At 72.1% G+C, this 18,800-nt stretch carries 17 protein-coding genes and 1 pseudogene; 5 read left to right on the forward strand and 13 right to left on the reverse strand.

Annotated features, from left to right (window positions below; genetic code table 11):
* Window positions 1-27: 27 nt before the first annotated feature.
* Window positions 28-933 carry a glycine betaine ABC transporter substrate-binding protein gene (locus tag AC2CHE_RS14965; protein ID WP_484505496.1) on the forward strand — a complete coding sequence of 302 codons (906 nt, stop codon included), beginning with the start codon at window positions 28-30 and terminating at the stop codon, window positions 931-933.
* Between the two features lie 63 nt (window positions 934-996).
* On the opposite strand, the gene AC2CHE_RS14970 is transcribed toward AC2CHE_RS14965, so the two are convergent.
* The 7 genes from AC2CHE_RS14970 to AC2CHE_RS15000 form a co-directional block, all read right to left on the reverse strand.
* A complete protein-coding gene (locus AC2CHE_RS14970; RefSeq protein WP_484505497.1) occupies window positions 997-1,593 on the reverse strand; it encodes a GNAT family N-acetyltransferase in 597 nt (198 codons plus the stop codon).
* Window positions 1,593-2,069, reverse strand: a complete 477-nt coding sequence (locus AC2CHE_RS14975) for a GNAT family N-acetyltransferase (RefSeq protein ID WP_484505498.1) — start codon at window positions 2,067-2,069, stop codon at window positions 1,593-1,595. Before AC2CHE_RS14975 ends, AC2CHE_RS14970 begins: the two co-directional genes overlap by 1 nt.
* 97 nt (window positions 2,070-2,166) lie before the next feature.
* The gene (locus tag AC2CHE_RS14980; protein WP_484505499.1) at window positions 2,167-2,517 is read right to left on the reverse strand and encodes a DUF2203 family protein; all 351 of its coding nucleotides are present in this window, start codon (window positions 2,515-2,517) and stop codon (window positions 2,167-2,169) included.
* A gap of 176 nt (window positions 2,518-2,693) precedes the next feature.
* Complete coding sequence (gene proC / locus AC2CHE_RS14985) at window positions 2,694-3,512, reverse strand: pyrroline-5-carboxylate reductase (protein WP_484505500.1); 819 nt, start codon at window positions 3,510-3,512, stop codon at window positions 2,694-2,696.
* A 70-nt stretch (window positions 3,513-3,582) separates the two neighbouring features.
* The gene (locus AC2CHE_RS14990) at window positions 3,583-4,611 is read right to left on the reverse strand and encodes a 6-phosphofructokinase (RefSeq protein WP_484505501.1); all 1,029 of its coding nucleotides are present in this window, start codon (window positions 4,609-4,611) and stop codon (window positions 3,583-3,585) included.
* Window positions 4,612-4,768: 157 nt separating this feature from the next.
* Complete coding sequence (locus AC2CHE_RS14995) at window positions 4,769-5,263, reverse strand: pyridoxamine 5'-phosphate oxidase family protein (protein WP_484505502.1); 495 nt, start codon at window positions 5,261-5,263, stop codon at window positions 4,769-4,771.
* A gap of 104 nt (window positions 5,264-5,367) precedes the next feature.
* Window positions 5,368-5,865, reverse strand: a complete 498-nt coding sequence (locus AC2CHE_RS15000) for a polyadenylate-specific 3'-exoribonuclease AS (protein WP_484505503.1) — start codon at window positions 5,863-5,865, stop codon at window positions 5,368-5,370.
* A gap of 264 nt (window positions 5,866-6,129) precedes the next feature.
* Here AC2CHE_RS15000 and AC2CHE_RS15005 point away from each other — a divergent pair, with 264 nt between their 5' ends.
* Window positions 6,130-6,822, forward strand: coding sequence for a Crp/Fnr family transcriptional regulator (locus tag AC2CHE_RS15005; RefSeq protein WP_093401197.1), 693 nt, complete (start codon window positions 6,130-6,132; stop codon window positions 6,820-6,822).
* Between the two features lie 80 nt (window positions 6,823-6,902).
* On the opposite strand, the gene AC2CHE_RS15010 is transcribed toward AC2CHE_RS15005, so the two are convergent.
* Window positions 6,903-7,112 carry a hypothetical protein gene (locus tag AC2CHE_RS15010; protein ID WP_484505504.1) on the reverse strand — a complete coding sequence of 70 codons (210 nt, stop codon included), beginning with the start codon at window positions 7,110-7,112 and terminating at the stop codon, window positions 6,903-6,905.
* Between the two features lie 61 nt (window positions 7,113-7,173).
* On the opposite strand from AC2CHE_RS15010, the gene AC2CHE_RS15015 reads away from it, so the two are divergent.
* Window positions 7,174-10,833 (forward strand): ATP-binding protein, encoded by a 3,660-nt coding sequence (locus AC2CHE_RS15015; protein WP_484505505.1) that lies wholly within the window; start codon window positions 7,174-7,176, stop codon window positions 10,831-10,833.
* Here AC2CHE_RS15015 and AC2CHE_RS15020 read toward each other — a convergent pair.
* Window positions 10,814-11,073, reverse strand: a pseudogene (locus AC2CHE_RS15020) (lysophospholipid acyltransferase family protein); the annotation flags it as partial. The gene AC2CHE_RS15015 and the pseudogene AC2CHE_RS15020 sit on opposite strands and share 20 nt — an antisense overlap.
* 1,062 nt (window positions 11,074-12,135) lie before the next feature.
* On the opposite strand from AC2CHE_RS15020, the gene AC2CHE_RS15025 reads away from it, so the two are divergent.
* Both AC2CHE_RS15025 and AC2CHE_RS15030 read left to right on the forward strand, forming a co-directional pair.
* Window positions 12,136-13,020, forward strand: coding sequence for a DUF308 domain-containing protein (locus tag AC2CHE_RS15025; protein WP_484505506.1), 885 nt, complete (start codon window positions 12,136-12,138; stop codon window positions 13,018-13,020).
* A 175-nt stretch (window positions 13,021-13,195) separates the two neighbouring features.
* Window positions 13,196-14,611: an alpha,alpha-trehalose-phosphate synthase (UDP-forming) gene (locus AC2CHE_RS15030; protein ID WP_484505507.1), complete on the forward strand. Its 1,416-nt coding sequence runs from the start codon at window positions 13,196-13,198 to the stop codon at window positions 14,609-14,611.
* A gap of 28 nt (window positions 14,612-14,639) precedes the next feature.
* Here AC2CHE_RS15030 and AC2CHE_RS15035 read toward each other — a convergent pair whose 3' ends face one another.
* The 4 genes from AC2CHE_RS15035 to AC2CHE_RS15050 form a co-directional block, all read right to left on the reverse strand.
* Window positions 14,640-15,443, reverse strand: coding sequence for an alpha/beta hydrolase (locus AC2CHE_RS15035; RefSeq protein ID WP_484505514.1), 804 nt, complete (start codon window positions 15,441-15,443; stop codon window positions 14,640-14,642).
* Between the two features lie 11 nt (window positions 15,444-15,454).
* On the reverse strand, window positions 15,455-16,861 hold the full coding sequence (locus AC2CHE_RS15040) for a flavin-containing monooxygenase (RefSeq protein WP_484505508.1): 1,407 nt from the start codon (window positions 16,859-16,861) through the stop codon (window positions 15,455-15,457).
* A 91-nt stretch (window positions 16,862-16,952) separates the two neighbouring features.
* On the reverse strand, window positions 16,953-17,657 hold the full coding sequence (locus AC2CHE_RS15045) for an endonuclease/exonuclease/phosphatase family protein (RefSeq protein WP_484505509.1): 705 nt from the start codon (window positions 17,655-17,657) through the stop codon (window positions 16,953-16,955).
* Window positions 17,658-18,614, reverse strand: coding sequence for an ROK family glucokinase (locus AC2CHE_RS15050; protein ID WP_484505515.1), 957 nt, complete (start codon window positions 18,612-18,614; stop codon window positions 17,658-17,660).
* Between the last annotated feature and the right edge of the window lie 186 nt (window positions 18,615-18,800).

The following is an 18,800-nucleotide window of genomic DNA, read 5'->3' on the forward strand; positions in this document are numbered from 1 at the left end:
CACCGCAACAAGGGAAGGAAACTCCACATGTGGAGCAGTAAATTGGTGCGCCGGGTCGCGCTTGCGGCCACCGCCGCCCTGGCGCTGACCGGCGTCGCCGCCTGCGGCGACGACGGCGACTCCGGCAACTCCGCCGGCGACAACAAGCAGATCACCATCGGCTACATGGCCTGGGACGAAGCCATCGCCGCCTCCTACCTCTGGAAGAACCTGCTGGAGGAGAAGGGCTACGACGTCGAGCTCAAGAACGTCGAGGCGGGGATCGTCTACCAGGGCCTGGCGACGGGGGACATCGACCTCTTCCTCGACAGCTGGCTGCCGCAGACCCACGCCGACTACATGAAGGAGTACGGCGACAAGATCGAGAAGGTCGGCGTCTGGTACGACAACGCCAGCCTGAGCATCGCGGTGCCGGAGTACGTCAGCGACGTCAACTCGCTGGAAGACCTGGCCGCCAACGCCGACGCCTTCGGCGGCGAGATCATCGGGATCGAGCCCGGTGCCGGCCTGACCGCCGCCACCCAGGACAAGGTCATCCCGGAGTACGACCTGGCCGGCAAGCTCACCCTGAAGACGTCGTCGACGCCAGCCATGCTGGCCGCGCTGGATGGCGCGATCAAGGACCAGAAGCCGATCGTGGTGACCCTCTGGCACCCGCACTGGGCCTACGCGAACTACCCGCTGAAGGACCTGACGGACCCGAAGGGCACGCTCGGCGGGGCCGAGGAGATCAACACGCTGGCACGTGAGGGCTTCGGCGCGGACTTCCCCGAGGTCACCGAGATGCTGAAGAAGTTCAAGATGGACGACCAGCAGCTCGGCACGCTCGAGGACCTGATGTTCAACGTGCACAAGGACGACGAGGAGAAGGCCGTCGAGGAGTGGCTGAAGGCCAACCCGGACTACGTCGGGACGGTTGACGTCACCTCCTGACCCGTCCTCGGTACGATCGGCCGCCGGTGGCGGGGGCAAACCGCCCCGCCACCGGCGGCCGAACTATTTGTCAGGAGCCACACCGCCGGAGTCCCGGATCGACAGGACGCTGGCGCCCCGGGCCCGCCACTCGGGGGCGAGCAGGGACCAGATCTCCAGGTCGATCCGGCCGTCCGGGCCGGGCAACACCTCGCGCAGCACACCGTCGCGCCGCATGCCCAGCCGGCGGGCCACCGCGATGCTGCGTACGTTGCCGGCGTCGGTCCGCCACTCGACCCGGTGCAGTCCACGTTCGACAAGCACCCAGTCGACCAGCCGTTCGACCGCCCTGGTCACCAGACCCCGGCCCTCGGCGGCCGGTTCCAGCCAGCAACCCGCCTCGCACACCCCGGACGCCGTGCTGAGCGACACCAGCAGCACGCCGCCGACCAGCTCGCCGCCCCACCAGATGCCCCAGATACCCCCGTCGTCGCGGGCCCACCTGTCGGCATAACGCTTGAGCACGTGCCGCGCCCCGTCGAGGTCGGTGGCCACGAAGGACGGCGACACCCACGGTGCGATGTGCTGCCGTGCCCGGTCCAGGTCGGCCAGGAACTCCTCGGCGTGCCACGGGTTCAGCGGCCGCAGCTCGGCATCCTCGCTCGACGCCAAGGCGGACATCAGAGCCCGCCTCGCCGCATCGCGGCCATCGACGTGGGACGGAAGCCAAGCTCCCGGTAGAGCGGCTCGCCCTCCGGGCTAGCCTTCAGATCCACCGTGCAGACGTCGCGCTCGGCAAACCAGCCGAGCAACGCCACCAGGCAGGCCCGCGAGAAACCCCGACGACGGTACGCCGGATCGGTCGCCACGTTGAACACGTACCCGAACCGGCCGCTCGGATCCGCCGGCCCCCCGAGCCGCAGATCGACCACCCCGACCGCACAGGCGGCAAGCGTTCCGGGCCACCCCGGCGCATCCACCACGTAGGCGGCGAGGTCGGCCTCCGGGTCCGGCAACTGCCGCCGGAGCGTACGCAAGGCGCTGTGCTGCCATTCGCCGGGCTCCGGCGGCGCACCGCTCATCGCGCCCAACATGACCGTCCGTAGCCGGACCAGTTCCCGGGCGTCGTCCACGGTCGCCCGTCGCGCGTCACTCACCGGCAGAGCCTAGCCGTCTGCTCGTCTCGGCCTGGGCCTCGACCGACTTGGCATCGTCGCGGCCCTACCCTCGCGATCGCCCGCCACCGTACCCAAATCAGATCGGGCGGCGGCCGGCGAAGCCGCAGTCGGCGCGGTGGTACCAGCGCACGTCGCTGTCACCCTCAAGCCAGCACCAGAGCACCTGTCGGCCCTCGCGTTCGCCGGGGAAGTCGAGCAGCACCGGTGCCACGCTCTTGACCTCGATGCCGTGCTGCTGAATCTCTTCGAGGACCGCGTACAGCCGGGCCTCCAGGCCCTTGACCTCGGCCCGGCCGCCGAGTGCGCTGAGCCCGTGGGCGGCCAGGTCGGCCTGCAACTCGGCCAGGTCGGCACGGACCCGGATCAGCTCGTCGATCCGGGGATGCAGGGTGGCCGCGAGGTGCCGGGCCTGGGCGAGAGTGAACACCGCGCCAGTATGCGCCACCCCGCCCCCACCCCGACCCCCCACCCACTCCGGTACACCGAAAGCGCCCGCCTCCGTTGATCATGAGGTTAGCGGCAGTTCAAAGATCGACTTCTGCCGCTAACCTCATGATCAACGCCGCCGAAAGGACGGGTGGGGTGGGGTGGGGTGGGGTGGGGTTATTCGGCTTGGGCGGCTAGTTGGCGGGCGCGGTCGCGGGCGGCCTCCAGGGCTGCCAGCAGGGCGGCGCGTACGCCGTGGTTCTCCAACTCGCGGATCGCGGAGATGGTGGTGCCGGCGGGCGAGGTGACCGCCTCGCGCAGCTTCACCGGGTGCTCGCCGGAGTCGCGCAACATCACCGCCGAGCCGATCGCGGTCTGCACGATCAGGTCGTGCGCGACCTGACGGGGCAGGCCGAGCAGGATGCCGGCGTCGGTCATCGCCTCGACCAGCAGGTAGAAGTAGGCCGGGCCGGAGCCAGAGAGGGCCGTCACGGCGTCCTGCTGGGTTTCCGGCACCCGGATGGTCGCGCCGAGCGGCTTGAACATCTCCTCGGCCAGCGCCAGGTGCTCGCCGGTGGCGTACGCGCCGGCCGAGATCGCGGTCATCGCCTGGTCGACCAGTGCCGGGGTGTTGGTCATCACCCGCACCACCGGCGTGCCTTCGGGCAGTCGGCGGCTGAAGAAGCTGCTGGGCAGGCCGGCGCAGAGGGAGATCAGCAGTTTGCCGGGCGGCACCTTGGGGCCGATCTCGTCCAGCAGCGCGGCGGCGTCCTGCGGCTTCACCGAGACGGCCAGCACCTCGGCCTCGTCCACGGCGGTGAGGTTGTCCACCACCCGTACGCCGTAGCGGGCGGCCAGTTCCTCGGCGCGGGCCGGGCGGCGGGCGGTGGCCAGCAGCCGGTCCACCGGCCAGCCGGACCGCAGCAGCCCGGAGAGCATCAGCTCGCCGATCTTGCCCGCCCCGATCACCGCGACCGTGTGCGCCCCGGCTGACACCTGGCGTACCCCCTTCGTGGGCCGGCGTCGCGGCGGGCCCGGCGGCCCGGCCGCGACGCCGGAGAGACGATCAGCTACCGAAGAAGACCTCGGCCTCGGCGTACCGCTCGATCGGCACGGTCTTCAGCTCGGCGGTGGCGTCGGCGAGCGGGACGCGGACGATGTCGGTGCTCTGCATCGCGACCATCTTGCCCCAGTCGCCCTCGTGGACGGCGTCGATGGCCTGCAGGCCCAGCCGGGTGGCGAGCACCCGGTCGAACGCGGTGGGGGTGCCGCCGCGCTGGATGTGGCCGAGCACGACCGTGCGGGCCTCCTTGCCGGTCTTCGCCTCCAGCTGCTCGGCCAGCCACTGGCCGATGCCGCCGAGCCGGACGTGACCGAACGCGTCCAACTCCTGGTTCTGCAGGACCATCTGGCCCTCCAGCGGCTGGGCGCCCTCGGCGACCACGACGATCGGGGCGTACTGGTGCTGGAAGCGCTTCTCGACGTAGCCGGCGACCTGCTCGACGTCGAAGTTGCGCTCGGGGAGCAGGATCACGTTGGCGCCGCCGGCCAGGCCGGCGTGCAGGGCGATCCAGCCGGCGTGCCGGCCCATCACCTCGACCACCAGGGTGCGGTGGTGGCTCTCGGCGGTGGTGTGCAGTCGGTCGATCGCCTCCATGGCGATGTTGACGGCGGTGTCGAAGCCGAACGTGTAGTCGGTCGCGCCGAGGTCGTTGTCGATGGTCTTCGGCACGCCGATGACGTTGACGCCCAGCTCGTGGAGCTTGGTGGCGACACCGAGGGTGTCCTCACCGCCGATGGCGATCAGGGCGTCGACGCCCTGCGTCGCCAGGTTGTCCTTGATCCGCTCGACGCCGTTTTCGATCTTGAAGGGGTTGGTCCGGGAGGAGCCGAGGATCGTGCCGCCCCGGGGCAGGATGCCGCGGACCTCCGCGATGCCGAGCGGGCGGGACAGCCCCTCGAGCGGACCCTTCCAACCGTCCTGGAAGCCGACGAATTCGTGGCCGTAGCTGGCGACGCCCTTACGGACCACCGCCCGGATGACCGCGTTGAGACCCGGGCAGTCGCCGCCGCCGGTGAGCACGCCAATACGCATGATTTGCTCATCCTCCTGGGGAGCATCTGGTCAAGCCCGATCAAGCCCCAGGATATGTGTCAGCGCGGACCCTCGGCACCGTTGCCGGCCCGGGGCGGGCCGTCCCTACGAACTGTAGTCGCCCCTCGGTACGGACCACACCGCGCCCCACTACCGGTCAGTAGCCGTCCTCCCGGCGATCGGCCGAAGACCCACCGCCGGACGCTGCGCCGACCGATCCGATCAGCTCGACCCGACCACCCCGGGCGTCCCAGCACCGCGCGGCCGTGGGGCGCACGGCGACCAGCGTGAGACCCTGCGTGGCCGGACCGTCCGGAAACCAGGAGGCCAGTCCGGGGTGCCACAGCCGCTCGGCGCGCGCCTGGTCAGGGTCGTCCCGGGCGCTGCCGGTGATAGAGGCCCGGACCTGCGCCTGCGGGTCGTGCAGGCTCAGCTCGACCTCGGGGTTGACCCGCACCTGCCGGACGGCCGCCGAGCCGGCGTACGCGAAGAACCACAGCTGCCCGTCGAATTCCTCCCGTTGCAGCGTCATCGGCCGGCCCACCAGCCGACCATCAAGGGAAATCGTGGTCAGGGTGCAGATCCGCGCGGCCCGGATCAGCTCGGTGATCCGGGTCCGGGCCTGCCGGCCACCGATCACCCCGCCGCTCACGTCGAAACTCCCCTGCGCCTGCCCACGCCGGCACTCCCTCGCCTCGGCCCGTCGGCGAACCGGTGCCCGGGACAGCACGGGTCAAACCACCGAATAAGCGAATCTCACGAACCGGTCATCGCCCGCCACCGGGCCAGGTTGTGCCGGGCGTCGACCAGCGCGTCGTGCCGGGCCGCCGCGGCGTTCGGCAACGGGGGCCGGCCCCGCTCGTCCCACAGCTGCCGCAGCTCCTTGGTGTACCGGGGGATCTCCCGGGGCAGCGCCGGCATCGCGCCCCACAGCTGCGCCAGCGCCACGTGGTCGTACGCGGCGTACCAGGCCCACAGTTCCACCTCCTCGCCGGTGCGGCCCCGGATCGGCTCGACGAGGAAGTCGTACAGGTCGTCGCGGATGCGCTCGCGGGACCGCCACGCCCGGTCGGCCGGGGAGGGCAGCTTGTCCAGCACGTTGCGGCGCACCCAGGGCACCGCCCGGGACGCGTCGAACTCGGTGGAGACCGCGTAGAACTCGCGGCCGTGCTCGTCGACGACGCCGATCGAGACCAGTTCGACGGTCCGGCCGTCCTCGATGAACTCGCAGTCGTAAAAGTAGCGGTAGGCCATCGCGACCATCCTCGCGGACGGTCACTGCGGCCCGTGCATCGGGTCGGCGACACCGGGAGCGCTTCCATGGTCCGCCCGGAGGTCACGCCCCAGCTCGAACCGGTCACGGAAGTGATTTGAGGGGTGTACAGCAAGCGACCGGACCGTCATGATCTGATGTGTTACCGCTGCCGGACGCCGCACGGGTGTCGGATCACCTCGTCAGGGCCGCCAGGCTCGCCCGGGTGAGCGACTTGGGGTCCTTGACCGGGGAGGGGTGGGGCCGTGGAGATGCGCCTGCCGGAGCCGGGCGACGCGCTCACCGGCGTCGACATGTTCGCCGGGCTCGAACCGGAGGTACGCCAACGGGTGGTCGCCGCAGCGGTGCCCCGGACGTACCGCAAGGGTCAGCTGCTGTTCGTGGAGAACGACCCGGGCGAATCGCTGATCATCCTGCGGCGGGGCGCGGTGGCCGTGTTCCGGACCGCACCCACCGGCGAACGGGCGATCCTGACCGTGATGCGTCCGCCGGACGTGCTCGGTGAGGTCTCCCTGCTGGACGCCTCGACCCGGTCGACCTCGGCCGAGGCGATCGAGGACACTGCCGCGCTGGCCTTGTCCCGGCCGGCGTTCATGGAGCTGGTGCACTCGAACGCGCGCATCCTCGACGCGGTGATGCGGTCCCTCGGTGCGTTGATCCGTCGGCTCACCGAGCAGAACGCCGACCACGTCTTCCTCGACCTACCGGGCCGGGTGGCAAAGACGCTGGTCCGGCTCGCCGGTGAGAGCCAGGCCCCGATGATCACGATCGAGCTGAACCAGAGCCAGCTCGCCGAGATGGCCGGCGGTTCCCGGCAGAGCGTCAACCAGGCGATCGGTTCGTTCGCGAACCGGGGTTGGCTGCGTACCGAGGGTCGGCGGATCGTGGTCACCGACGTGCCCGCGCTGCGCCGCCGCGCCGGCATGAACGAGCGCTGATCGGCCCCGCGCAGCCGGCGGAGACGAAGACCGAGGCGGGGCCGGGACGATCGACCCGGCCCCGCCCCGTGACTGCTCGGTCAGGGCTTTGTGCTGCCCGGCCCGACCCATTCGGTGTCACCCGGTCCGACCCAGTCCGTACCGTCCTTGCCACCGCCGGGCACCTCGCCGACGATCCCCTGCGCCTGCAACTGGGCGAGGGTGGCGGCGTCCACGTCCACCGAGTCACCCGCGGAGTGGGCGGTCCCGTTACCGTCGGTCCAGTCGCTCTTCAGCATCACGTACACCATGGAGCTGTCCCCCTGATCAGCGGTCGACGAATCGGTTGCCTGAATCTAGCCGTTCCGGAGCGTGGTCAGCTGCCCGGCCGAGTGTCCACAAGCCAACAGCCCGGTACCTGACAGTGCATCCGACAGCGATACTCGATGCTGCGCCCCGGGGCGTCGGGGCCTGCCACTGGAGGGTGTCATCGCCGCGCAGTGTGACCGCTGTGGACGTACCGCCGCCGAGGGCGACCGCTTCTGCGGTGGCTGCGGCGCGGAACTCGGTGCCGTCTGCCCGCACTGCCTGCGCCCGCTCGCGCCGGACGTGGCCTTCTGCACCTCCTGCGGCGCGCCCCGGGCCGGCACCGACCTACCGGGCACCCTCAACCAGGAGGATCGTCGCCGGGTCAGCGTGCTCTTCGTCGACCTGATCGACTTCACCCCGTACGTGGAGCGGGCCGATCCGGAGCTGGTCCGGGGCATGCAGACCGGCTTCTTCTCCGCTGCCCGCCGGGTGGTCGGCCAGTACGGCGGGGTGGTGGAGAAGTACATCGGTGACGCCGTGATGGCGCTGTTCGGTGCGCCGGTGGCCACCGAGACCGACGCGTTGCGGTGTGTGCGGGCCGGGTTGGAGTTGCAGCGGGTGCTGACCCGGTTCACCCCCACCGGCACCGACGGGTTGCGCTTCCGGGTCGGGGTGGCGACCGGCGAGGCGCTCGTCGACGTGGCCGCCGCCCGCGACGGCGGGCAGGCGATCGTGGCCGGTGACGTGGTCAACACCGCCTCCCGGTTGCAGTCGGCGGCGCCGCCCGGCGGGGTGCTGGTCGACGGTGCCACGCACGCGCTGACCCGGGACACCATCCGGTACGACGAGCAGCCCTCGGTCACCCTGCGCGGTCGGTCGGCACCGACCGAGGTGTGGCTGGCCCGGTCCGCCGTTCGCCAGCAGCTCACCGATCGGGAGCCGGACACCACTCCCCTGATCGACCGCGAGCACGAGCTGGGCATGCTGGTCAACGCCCTGCACCGCAGCCTGCGCGACCGTCGGCCCCAGGTGGTGACCGTCTTCGGCCGGGCCGGCATCGGCAAGAGCCGGCTGGTGCGCGAGTTGCACCGGCACACCGGTCGGCTGGCGGACGAGCCACTGACCTGGCGGATCGGTAGGTGTCCACCATTCGGTGAGAACGTCACGTTCGCGGCGCTGGCCGACATCGTCAAGGCCGAGGCGGGCATCCTCGACACCGATCCGGCGGCCAGCGCCGCGCAACGGCTGGCCGCCGCCGTCGGTGAGCTGGTCGGCGTCGCCGAGCGGGACCGGGTGGCCGACGCGCTGCGGCCGCTGGTCGGGCTGGCCGGCACCCCGTTGCCAGCCGAGGAGGCGGAGTCGGCGTGGCGGCGGTTCCTGCGGGCGCTCGCCGCCCGCCGCCCCACCGTGCTGGTCTTCGAGGACCTGCACTGGGCCGACGACGCGATGCTGCGCTTCGTGGAGCTGCTGGGCGCGGCGGCCCGGGACGTACCGCTGCTGCTGCTGTGCACCGCCCGTCCCGAACTGGTCGACCGGGATCCGAGCTGGGCGGGGACGATCACCGGCTCGGTCACCATCGCTCTGCCGCCGTTGCGGGACACCGGCATCGCCGCGTTGTACGCGCACATGTTCGGCCAGGCCGCGTTCTCCGCCGACCTGCTGACCCCGCTGATCGAGGTGGCCGGCGGTAACCCGCTCTACGCCCACGAGTACGTCCGGATGCTGATCGAGCAGGGGGCGCTGCGGCAGTCCGGCCGTGGCTGGTCGCTGGAGAAGCATCTGGACCTGCCGATGCCGGAGAGCGTGCACGCGGTCATCGCCAACCGGGTCGACCTGCTCGACGCCAAGGACCGGGCGGTGCTGCTGGCCGCCGCGGTCGTCGGGGTGCAGTTCTGGCCGGGTGCGGTGGCCGCCGCCGTCGGGCAGCCGGTCGAGTCCGTCGAGCGTGCCCTGCGCCGGCTGGAGCAACGGGACTTCGTCCACGAGCAGGCCGCCTCCACGATGGCCGGTCAGCCGGAGTACCGCTTCCGGCACGTCCTGGTCCGCGACGTGTGCTATCAGCGGCTGCCCCGTACCGAGCGAGTGGCCCGGCACGAACGCACCGCCGACTGGTTGGACACGCTGTCGCAGAGCCGGGACACCGACCTGGCCGAGGTGCTGGCCCACCACCGCTGGGCGGCGCACGAGATCGCCCGCTCGCTGGGCATGGAGACCCTCCGCTACGCCGCGCTGGCCCGGGCCACGCTGCACCGGGCGGCACGCCGGGCGTACGCGCTGCACGGGCTGGACGCCGCCGCCAGCCACGCCGCCCGGGCACTCGGCCTGGCCGACGACTCCGATCCGGTGGGTCGGCTCCAGCTGGAACTGCTCGGCACCGAGATCTCGTTCCACCGCGACGGCAACGCCTTCCTCTCCACCGGCGGGCCGGAGCAGGTGCAGGCGCTCGCCGAGCGACTGCTCGCGTACGGCGACGAGGCGTGCGCGGCGCGGGCCTGGACGCTGCTCGGCCAGGCGGCGTGGCTGCGGGCCGACCGGCCGGCAGCGCTGGCCTGCCTGGACCGGGCGGTACGGCTGTTCGAGCCGCTACCGGACAGCCCGCAGAAGGCCGACGCCTTCGCCGAGTTGGGGCGGCTGCACATGCTCAACTACGAGCGTGACCCGGCCGTGGCGGCGGCGGACACGGCAGCGGCGATCGGCGAACGACTTGAGCTGACCGAGACCCGCACCAACGCCCGGATCACTGCGGCCACCGCCCGTTACCAGGCCGGCGACCGTGCCGGGCTCGACGAGTTGTACCGCATCGTCGAGTTCAGCCGGGCCGGTCAGTTGCTCGCGCTGCCTCGGGCGACTCAGAATCTCGCCTACGCCGTCTGCGAGGAGGGCGACTGGGTGCGCTCCAACGCCCTGCTCTCAGCGGTGCCGGCCCGTACCGCGAGCGGGCAGACCCTGACCACCAGCTATTCCAGCGAGGCGATGCGGGCCTGGTTCGAGGGGGACTTCGGCCGGCTGCTCGCCGCCGCCGAGGCGTTCGTGGACACCCCGACCGGCAGCTGGGACATGCAGGTCCGCGGCCTGCGGTCGTGCCTGCTGGCGCTGCGTGGCCAGCCGGTGCCGCCGGGCCCACCCGCCGACGGGGCGCCGACCGGGACACCGCCGCGCGACGACGTGGCCGCCGCATTGGACTTCGCGCGGCGCAGCGGCTTTCACCGGCTGCACTGGACGATGCTCGCGATGGGGGCGTTGTGCCGGGCGGTACAGAGCCGCCTCGACGAGGCCGCCGCGCTGGTCGACGAGCTGGCCGAGTCGTGGACGGCGGTACCGGCGCTGGCCAGCGGCGAGTGGATCGCCGCGGCCAGTTGGGCGGCGTGCCTCACCGGACGCAAGCCCGCCGTCCGGATAGGCACCATGCTCAACCAGGTTGGTCACCGTACGCCCTGGTCGGAGGCGGCGTTGCGGACGGTGACCGGCGCGCTGGCCGGGGCCGACGACAACCACCGGCACGCCGCCGAGCTGCACCTGGCCGCCGCCGAGACCTACGCCGGCATCCCCGACGTCACCGACCGGATGCTGGCACTGACCTTTGCGGTCCGCGAACTGACCTGCGCCGCTGACCTTGCGGCGGCCGACGCGCCCCTGGCCGAGCTGCGCACCTTCGCCGACCGCAACGCCGCACCGGGGCTGCTCGCTCTGGCCCAGCCGCCCGGCGCGCCAGCTTCGGGATGAGCTGACCGGGCGGCTGGATCTCGTCCAGGTTGAGCATCACCACCGGCACGACCGGCGCACCGCTCTCCGGGCCGGTCGGGCCACTCCGGTCTTGCCCCGGTAGAGCCGGCCGTCGGGCGAGCGGGTGCCCTCCGGGTAGATGCCGGCGATGCCGCCGGCCCGCAGCACGTTCAGCTGGGTGTCCAGCGCGGCGCGGGCGGCCCCGCCGCCGGAGCGGTCCACCGGGATGGTTCCGGTGCCGGTGCCGGTGAAGAAGGTCAGCCAGCAGCGCCGCGCAGCGCGTCTGGTGGTCCGGCCGACACGGTGGCGGCGGGTTGGGCCGGCCCATGGTGGATACCCAGGGTTCGATGCAGCGACCGAATGGGACGGGGCGCCCACCAGTTCGCCCGACCGGCCAGACGCATGAACGCCGGGACGAGGGCGGCCCGAACGATCGTGGCGTCGACGATGATGGCGAGCGCGAGGCCGACACCAGGAGCTTGATGATGGAGATGTCGCCGGCGGCCAAGCCGATGAAGACGACGGCGATGAGCGCAGCGGCAGCGGTGGTGATCGGGCCAGTGCGTTGTATCCGCTCCGACGAGCGACGGGGTGTTCCAGAATGGCCGCACCGACACCCCGGGTGCCGTGGCAGGCACCACCGCGATCGCAAGCTGTGGGTTGCCCTCGTCCCCCGGCAGTGGTGCATCGTCGTAGCAACAGCCAACGACGGCGACCGGGATCCGATTGCCCGTTGCACCCGGGTGGCGGTCAGCAGGTCCCCACCGAGCCCACCGTGCTCCTTCGGCACCAGCAGCGCCGGCCCAAAGTCCACTTAAGGGCAGAACGGAGCGTTACAGACGACAGCGCCGGAGAATCAGCCGCATCTGAAACACCAGATCACGTCCCCGTCATTAGATGACCGAGGCGACGGGAAACTCCGGCAGACACTCGACGCGCAGTGCCTACAAATTTCTTCGGGCGGCGACAACGGCCGAAACACATCTTACTGTAACTCGATTGCTCGGGTGCGGCCCGACGGGTGGTCCCGGAGGACGCGCCGGGCTTCCGCTCCACCAGAGACCGGCCATCCGCCTCGCGCGGAGATCCCACCGTCGGGCGGGAGCCGCTGGGCGTTCGCATATAGGTACAAAAAGGTTAAAATGTCGAATGCGGCCGGAGCCTCGCTCCGGCCAGCCGTACGCCGCGCCACAAGGCACTCCCCGAACCCGCCCTCGACGTGTCACGATTCAGGGCACGGGGCGTGCGGGGGCGCGCCGAGGGCTGCGGGGCGCGCCGGTGGCGCGATGAGGAGGATGGTCGGTGTCAGCGGGTGGGGCCCGCCGGGGACGGCGGGACAACGGTCTCGACGCGAGCGAGTACGCCATTGCCGGCGACGTCGACCCGCGCGTCGGCGAGCACCTGCTCGACGTGCTGGCCGCCGGCGGGATCGCCGCCTACCTGCAACCGTCGGCCGACCTGAACCCGGTCACCCGCACCACCACCGTGCCGCCCCGACCGGTGGACCGGCTCTACGTGGACCGCTCGCACCTGAGCACCGCCCGGGACTACCTCAGCCAGCTCGCCGACGAGACCGGCGACGCCCAGGCCAGCGAGGGACCGGACATCGACGCCGAGTGGGAGCGGATCATCGCCGGCTTCCACGCCCCGCCGGACTCCGGCGACCATCCCTGGCCCGCCGCCGAGAATGTGGACGACCCGGCCGGGCGGGGCGGAGGCACGGCCACCGCCACCCGACCCGGCACTGAGGAGCCCGGCCCCACCGCCACCCGACCCGGCACTGAGGAGCCCGGCCCCACCGCCACCGGCGTGCGCCGGCTGCCGTACGCCGCCGACATCTCCGGCGTCTCGGTGGGACGTGGCCCCCGCGACGGGGAGGGGCCGTCACTGCTGGACGGCCTGGACACCTTCGGCGCGGAGTTGCCCGACGACCCGGACGACGACGAGCGCTACGTACCGCCGCCGCCTCCACCGCTGCCCCGGGTGTCGAAGTTCGCGCTGGCCGGCATCCTCGCCGTGCTGCTCGGCTTCGTGCTGTTCCTCTTCCCCGATCTGCTCCCCGCTGACCAGGGAATCGTGACGTTGCTCGGCTTCACCGGCATTCTCGCCGGTTTCGTCACGCTGGTGTGGCGGCTGCGGCCGGGCGACGCCGACGACCGCGACCCGGACGACGGCGCCGTCGTCTGAGCCGCCGCGCAGGGTAGCCGTCCGGATACCGGGACGGCGGTCGCCCGTGTCGACGGGCGTCACAGTGGTGTAACTTACTGTCAGTAGGAATACCGCAGTACGTCACGTCACCCGCCGACTGCCCGGTTGTTCCTCCCTCGTGGCGGTCACTTCCCTGCTGATCGGAATGCCCGAGATGCGACAAAGTTCCCTCGTGGTGGTAGCCAACCGCCTACCCATCGACGACAGCGTGGCCCCCGATGGCGCCTGCGAGTGGCGGCGCAGCCCCGGTGGGCTGGTCAGCGCCCTGCACCCGTTGCTGCGCCACACCCCTGCCACCTGGGTCGGTTGGGCCGGCGGGACCGGTCCCGCTCCCGCCCTGCCCGACATCGACGGAGTGCGGATGCACTCCGTGCCGCTCACCGGCGAAGACCTGCGCGACCACTACGAGGGTTTCGCCAACGCGACCCTCTGGCCGATCTACCACGACGCGGTCGAGCAGCCCCAGCACCACCGGCGCTGGTGGGATGCCTACCAGCGGGTGAACCAGCGGTTCGCCGAGGCCACCGCGCGGGTGGCCGAGCCCGGCGCGGTGGTCTGGGTTCAGGACTACCACCTGCAACTGGTGCCGGGGCTGCTCCGCACCCTCCGGCCCGACCTGCGCATCGGATTCTTCCTGCACGTGCCATTCCCTCCGCCGGAGCTGTTCATGCAGCTGCCCCGCCGGGCCGAGCTGCTGCGCGGGATGCTCGGCGCCGACCTGGTCGGCTTCCAGCGCGCCCAGGCTGCGCACAATTTCGCCCAGCTGGTGACGAAGGTGCTGGGGCTGCCGGCCACCGACCGGCGGGTCGGGATCGAGGACCGGGTGGTGCGTATCGGCGCGTTCCCGGTGTCGATCGACACCGTCGAAATGGCCGCGTTGGCCGACCGCCCGGACGTGGCCGACCGGGCTCAGCGGCTGCGGCACGACCTGGGCAGCCCCGACCAGGTGATCCTCAGCGTCGACCGGATGGACTACACCAAGGGCATCGAGCAGCGGCTCAAGGCGTACAGCGAGTTGCTGGCCGGTGGGCACGTCAAGGTCCGCGACACGGTGCTGGTGCAGGTGGCGGTGCCCAGCCGGGAGCGGGTCAGCCAGTACCAGATCCTCCGGGACCGGGTGGAGCGCGAGGTCGGGCGGATCAACGGCGAGTTCGGCCGGGTGGGTGAGCCCGCCATCCACTACCTCACCCAGCCGTTCGACCGCGCCGAGTTGGCCGCGCTCTACCGGGTCGCCGACGTGATGGCGGTGACCCCGTTGCGCGACGGGATGAACCTGGTCGCCAAGGAGTACGTCGCCGCCCGGGTCGACGAAAGCGGCGCGCTGCTGCTCAGCGAGTTCGCCGGGGCCGCCGCCGAGCTGCCGCAGGCGTACCTGGTCAATCCGCACGACCTGGAGGGGCTCAAGCAGGGTCTGCTCGCCGCGTTGCGGGCCGACCCCGCCGACGTACGCGAGCGGATGCGATCCATGCGCGCGTACCTGCACGAGCACGACATCCGGGCCTGGGCCCGCTCCTACCTGTCCACGCTGGACCAGAGCGGTTCGATGCTCGCCCGCCTCGGCGGCGGCTGAGACCGGCCCGCCGGGCACACGCGACGTCTCAGCCGAGCTCGTCGCGGGCCGGGTCCTTGACCAGCCAGTCGAGGATCGCGTCGATCGGCTCCCGCCACCTGACGTCGAGCATCAGATCGTGCCCCATGCCGGGAAAGAGCAGCGGGGCGGAACCGTACCGCCGCGCGGCGCTGCTCAGCGCGGCGGCCGGCACCACCCGGTCGTCCGGGCTGCCCATCACCAGCACGGGCGGGTCACCGACCGCCGGCTCCGGATCGGCACCGGTCAACAGCTGCCACTGGGCGCGCCGGGCTGCCCGCCCCAGCCGCCCGACGTACCGCCGGGCGTCGGCGTCGGGCAGCTCACCGCTGAACAACTGCCGGCGGTTCAGCCGCAGCCCGGCGCCGAACACCGCCGGCAGGGTACCGAGCGGGTTGCGACGCAACGCGTTGCCGAACGTCGCCCAGCTGCCCAACACCGGCGCCACCAGCACCGCCGCGCGGGCCGGATAGCGGGCCATGGCGTGCGCGACCACCAGGGCCCCGGCGCCGTGCCCCACCAGCACTGCCCGGCGCGGCAGGCTCGCCGCCACCTGGACCACATCGTGGGCGTACGCCCGCAGGGTCGCCTCCGGTGCCGGATCGCTGACGCCGTGCCCGCGCAGGCTCACCGCGTAGGCGCCGAAGCCGCGGGCGGCGACATGTCCGAGCCAGTTCTCCGCGTACGCCCAGGCACCATGGCCGAAGCCGGGTACGAACAGCAGCGGCGGCCGCCCCTCCTCCAACTCCGGGACGGCGCCGAGCACCTCACGCCGGACCGGGCGCACCGGCCGTGCCCACTCCCAACTGCGCATCACCCGCTCGGTCACTTGCTCTCCAGCTCGCGTAGGGCGCGCTCCAGCGCGCGCAGGTAGTCGGCGTGCCCGACCTCGAACCAGTGCCGGGTCGAATCCTTCACCTGTCCCGAGTAGCGCTCGCCGGCCCCGGCGCGTACCCGGGCGGCGAAGGCCGCGGCCCGCTCCGGACGGCTGGCACGCAACCGCAGCAACCGGGCGACGAGCACGGCCTGCCAGTGGGCCAGGGGGAAGATGCCGGAGTCCGGCTGGAGCAGCCCGGTCACCGCGAGCGTGGGATGGTCCGGCACGAGGGCGTTGAGCCACAGCCGGGGCCGGCCAACCCCCTCGTCGTCGCCAAGGATCTTGCCGTCGAGGAACTCGAAGCGCGGCAGGTAGCCGGTGGCGAAGACGACGAGTTCCGGGTCGATCTGCCGGCCGTCGGCCAGCTCCACCGAGTGGGGGTGGAGCCGCGCGATGTCCGGTACCGGGGTGATCGCGCCGTGACCCACGTGGTAGACGAGCAGGCTGTTGGCGATCGGATGGGTCTCGTACACCCGGTGGTCCGGCTTCGGCAGGCCGAAGCGGGTCAGGTCGCCGACGGTCAGTCGCAGGGTCCGGTGGTAGAGCCACTGCCGTACCCGCAGCGGCACCCGCAGCGCCAGCAGCAGATCATTGACCTGGTCGGCGGGGCGGCCGAAGACGTGCTTCGGGGCGTACCAGTAGCCGCGGCGGGTGGAGTGCCAACAACGCGACGCCTGCTGGGCGGCCTCCACGGCGATGTCGCAGCCGGTGTTGCCGGCGCCCACCACCAGCACCCGCTTGCCCCGCAGCTGCGCCGAGTCCTTGTACGACGAGGCGTGCATGACCTCGCCGCGGAACTGCTCCAACCCCTCGTAGCGAGGCAGCTTCGGTGACCAGTTGTGCCCGTTGGCGATCACCACGGCGGCGTACCGGGAGGTGCGCTCGGGGCCGTAGCCCCCGGTGCTGCGGGTGGTGACGTCCCACCGGTCGTCGCCGACCGGCTCGACCCGCACCACCTCGGTGCCGAACCAGATGTGCCGGCGCAGGTCGAAGTGGTCGGCGTAGCGCTCGAGGTACGACAGCAGCTGGCTGTGGTGCGGGTAGTCCGGCCAGTGGTCGGGCATCGGGAAGTCGGGGAACTGGGTGAACGGCCGCGACGAGATCAGGTGGGTGCTGGCGTACACCGGGCTGCGGTCGTGCCGCCAGTTCCAGGCGCCGCCGACGCCGGTCTCGCGTTCGTAGCAGTCGACCCCGAAGCCGTGCTCGGCGAGGTTCTTGACGGCGGTCAGGCCGCTGGCGCCGGCACCGATGACGCAGACGGTGTCACCCCGGTCGGAGACCGGGCGGCCGTCGTGGCCGCGGGCGAGCGTGGTCGTCTCCGGATCTGGCCGGCCGGGCTCGGTGGAGGTGGGCACCGGGGATCTCCTTCGTCTCGGCACGAGTGCCGGGTCGCGCGAAATCCTCTCCACAACGGAGCGGGATGTCCAGCCCGGCGCAGGGCCGGTCTCAGGCGGTGGCGGGCAGCAGCAGGTCGACCAGGACCGGGAAGTGGTCGCTGGCCCGTCGGGTCAGCGGGGTGTCCAGCACGTCGTAGTCGACCACCGTGATCCGCGCGTCGACGAACAGGGCGTCGATGCGCCGTCGGGGGTTCGCGCACGAGTAGGTGAGCCGTTCGGTCCGGTCGGCCGCCACCGCCGCGTCGGTCAGCCCGTCGGCCACGGTGCGCCACGCCGGCCCGCCCGGTTCCTCGTTGAGGTCGGCAGCGGCGATCACCGGGTGGGCGGCGGCGGTCAGGTCCCGCTTGAACAGCTCGGCCTGGCCGGGACGCTCCGCCGGATCGGTGGACAGGTGTGACCCGGCCACCGTGAACCGGGCCGAGGCGCCCACCCGACAGTCGGCGTACGCGGCGCCGCGCAGGTGCCGGCCCGGGGTGAGCGGGAAGCGTCGGCAGCGGGTCGCGGTCACCCGCACCCGGAGGCTGGTCAACACCAGGTTGCCCAGCGACGGCAGCCCACCGGCGGCGACCACCAGCCCGAACGACTCGGCCAGCGCGGCGGACTTCTCCCGCCACCGGAACCGGCGCGGTCCCTCCTGGACGATGACCACGTCCGGTGCCGCCTCGCGCACCACGGTGGCCAGCGCGGCGGTGTCGTCGCGTCGACCGTGGACGTTGTACGACAGCACGCGCAGCGGCACGCCGGGTTCGGCCACCTAGATCCGCCGGGCCAGGTCGGCGGCGCCGATGACCCCGGCGGAGTTGCCGAGTTCGGCTGGCCGGATCTCGGCCACCGGCAGCCGGCTGCGCTGCGCCAGCGCCTCGGTGAACGAGCGACGGGTGGGGCCCATCAGCAGGTCACCGGCGTCGATGACGCCACCGCCGACGACCAGGATCTGCGGGTCGAGGATCTGCGCCATGTCCGCCAGGCTGGTGCCGAGCCAGCGGCCGACCTGTGCGAACGCCTCGGCCGAGACCGGATCGCCCCCCTTCGCGGCGGCGGTGACCATGGGGCCGGTGATCGCTTCGGCCTCACCGTCGGCCAACTCCAGCAGGGCGGCGGCCCGGTGCGGCTCCTGCCGGGCGGCGGCCCGGGCGAACCGGACCAGGGCGCTGCCGCTGGCGTACTGCTCGATGCAGCCGAGTCGGCCGCAGCCGCACTGGTGGCCGTCGGGAACGGTGAGCATGTGGCCCAGTTCGGCGGCGATGCCGTGGGCACCGCGGACCAGCTCACCGCCGAGCACGATGCCGCCGCCGACGCCGGTGCCGATGGTGAACATGACCATCGATTCCTCGGCGTGGCGGGCAGCGCCGTAGCGGAACTCCGCCCAGGCCGCCACGTTGGCGTCGTTCTCGACGATGACCGGCAGTCCGACCGCCGCGCTGACGTACGCCCGCAGCGGCTCGTCGCGCCAGGCCAGATTGGGGGCGAAGAGCACGGTGGAACGACTGGCGTCGATCCAGCCGGCCGCGCCGATGCCGACCGCCTGGATGTCGTGGCCGGCGGTCAGTTCGCCGACCAGCTCGATGATGACGTCGCGGGTCTTGCCGACGTCGTCGGCGGGGGTGTCTCGTCGGGTCTGCACGAGGACCGTGCCGGTGTCGTCGACGACACCGCCGGCCACCTTGGTGCCACCGACGTCGACTCCGATGGTCAGCGTCACCGCTGCCACTCCCCTCTGCTGTGCCACCCCGTGCACACCTGCCCTCGCCGGTGGTGCTGCGGGTCGTCCGTGGTCAGGCCCCGTCGCCTGGTGAGCCCTGCCGCCCGCCGGGCACGGTACGGCCGTCCGGCGCGGGCTCGCCACCCGGCGCGGGCTCGCCACCCGGCGCGGGCTCGCCGTCGGGTGCCCGGGAGG

The sequence above is a fragment of the Micromonospora sp. ATLC16 genome (genome assembly GCF_057196645.1).

Bases quoted from the DNA above. Each gene is read 5' to 3' on its own strand.
- AC2CHE_RS15035 (WP_484505514.1), bottom strand. From the start codon at position 15,443: ATGCGCAGTTGGGAGTGGGCACGGCCGGTGCGCCCGGTCCGGCGTGAG.
- AC2CHE_RS15030 (WP_484505507.1), top strand. From the start codon at position 13,196: ATGCGACAAAGTTCCCTCGTGGTGGTAGCCAACCGCCTACCCATCGAC.
- AC2CHE_RS15000 (WP_484505503.1), bottom strand. From the start codon at position 5,865: ATGGCCTACCGCTACTTTTACGACTGCGAGTTCATCGAGGACGGCCGG.
- AC2CHE_RS14965 (WP_484505496.1), top strand. From the start codon at position 28: ATGTGGAGCAGTAAATTGGTGCGCCGGGTCGCGCTTGCGGCCACCGCC.
- AC2CHE_RS14970 (WP_484505497.1), bottom strand. From the start codon at position 1,593: ATGTCCGCCTTGGCGTCGAGCGAGGATGCCGAGCTGCGGCCGCTGAAC.
- AC2CHE_RS14990 (WP_484505501.1), bottom strand. From the start codon at position 4,611: ATGCGTATTGGCGTGCTCACCGGCGGCGGCGACTGCCCGGGTCTCAAC.
- AC2CHE_RS15010 (WP_484505504.1), bottom strand. From the start codon at position 7,112: ATGGTGTACGTGATGCTGAAGAGCGACTGGACCGACGGTAACGGGACC.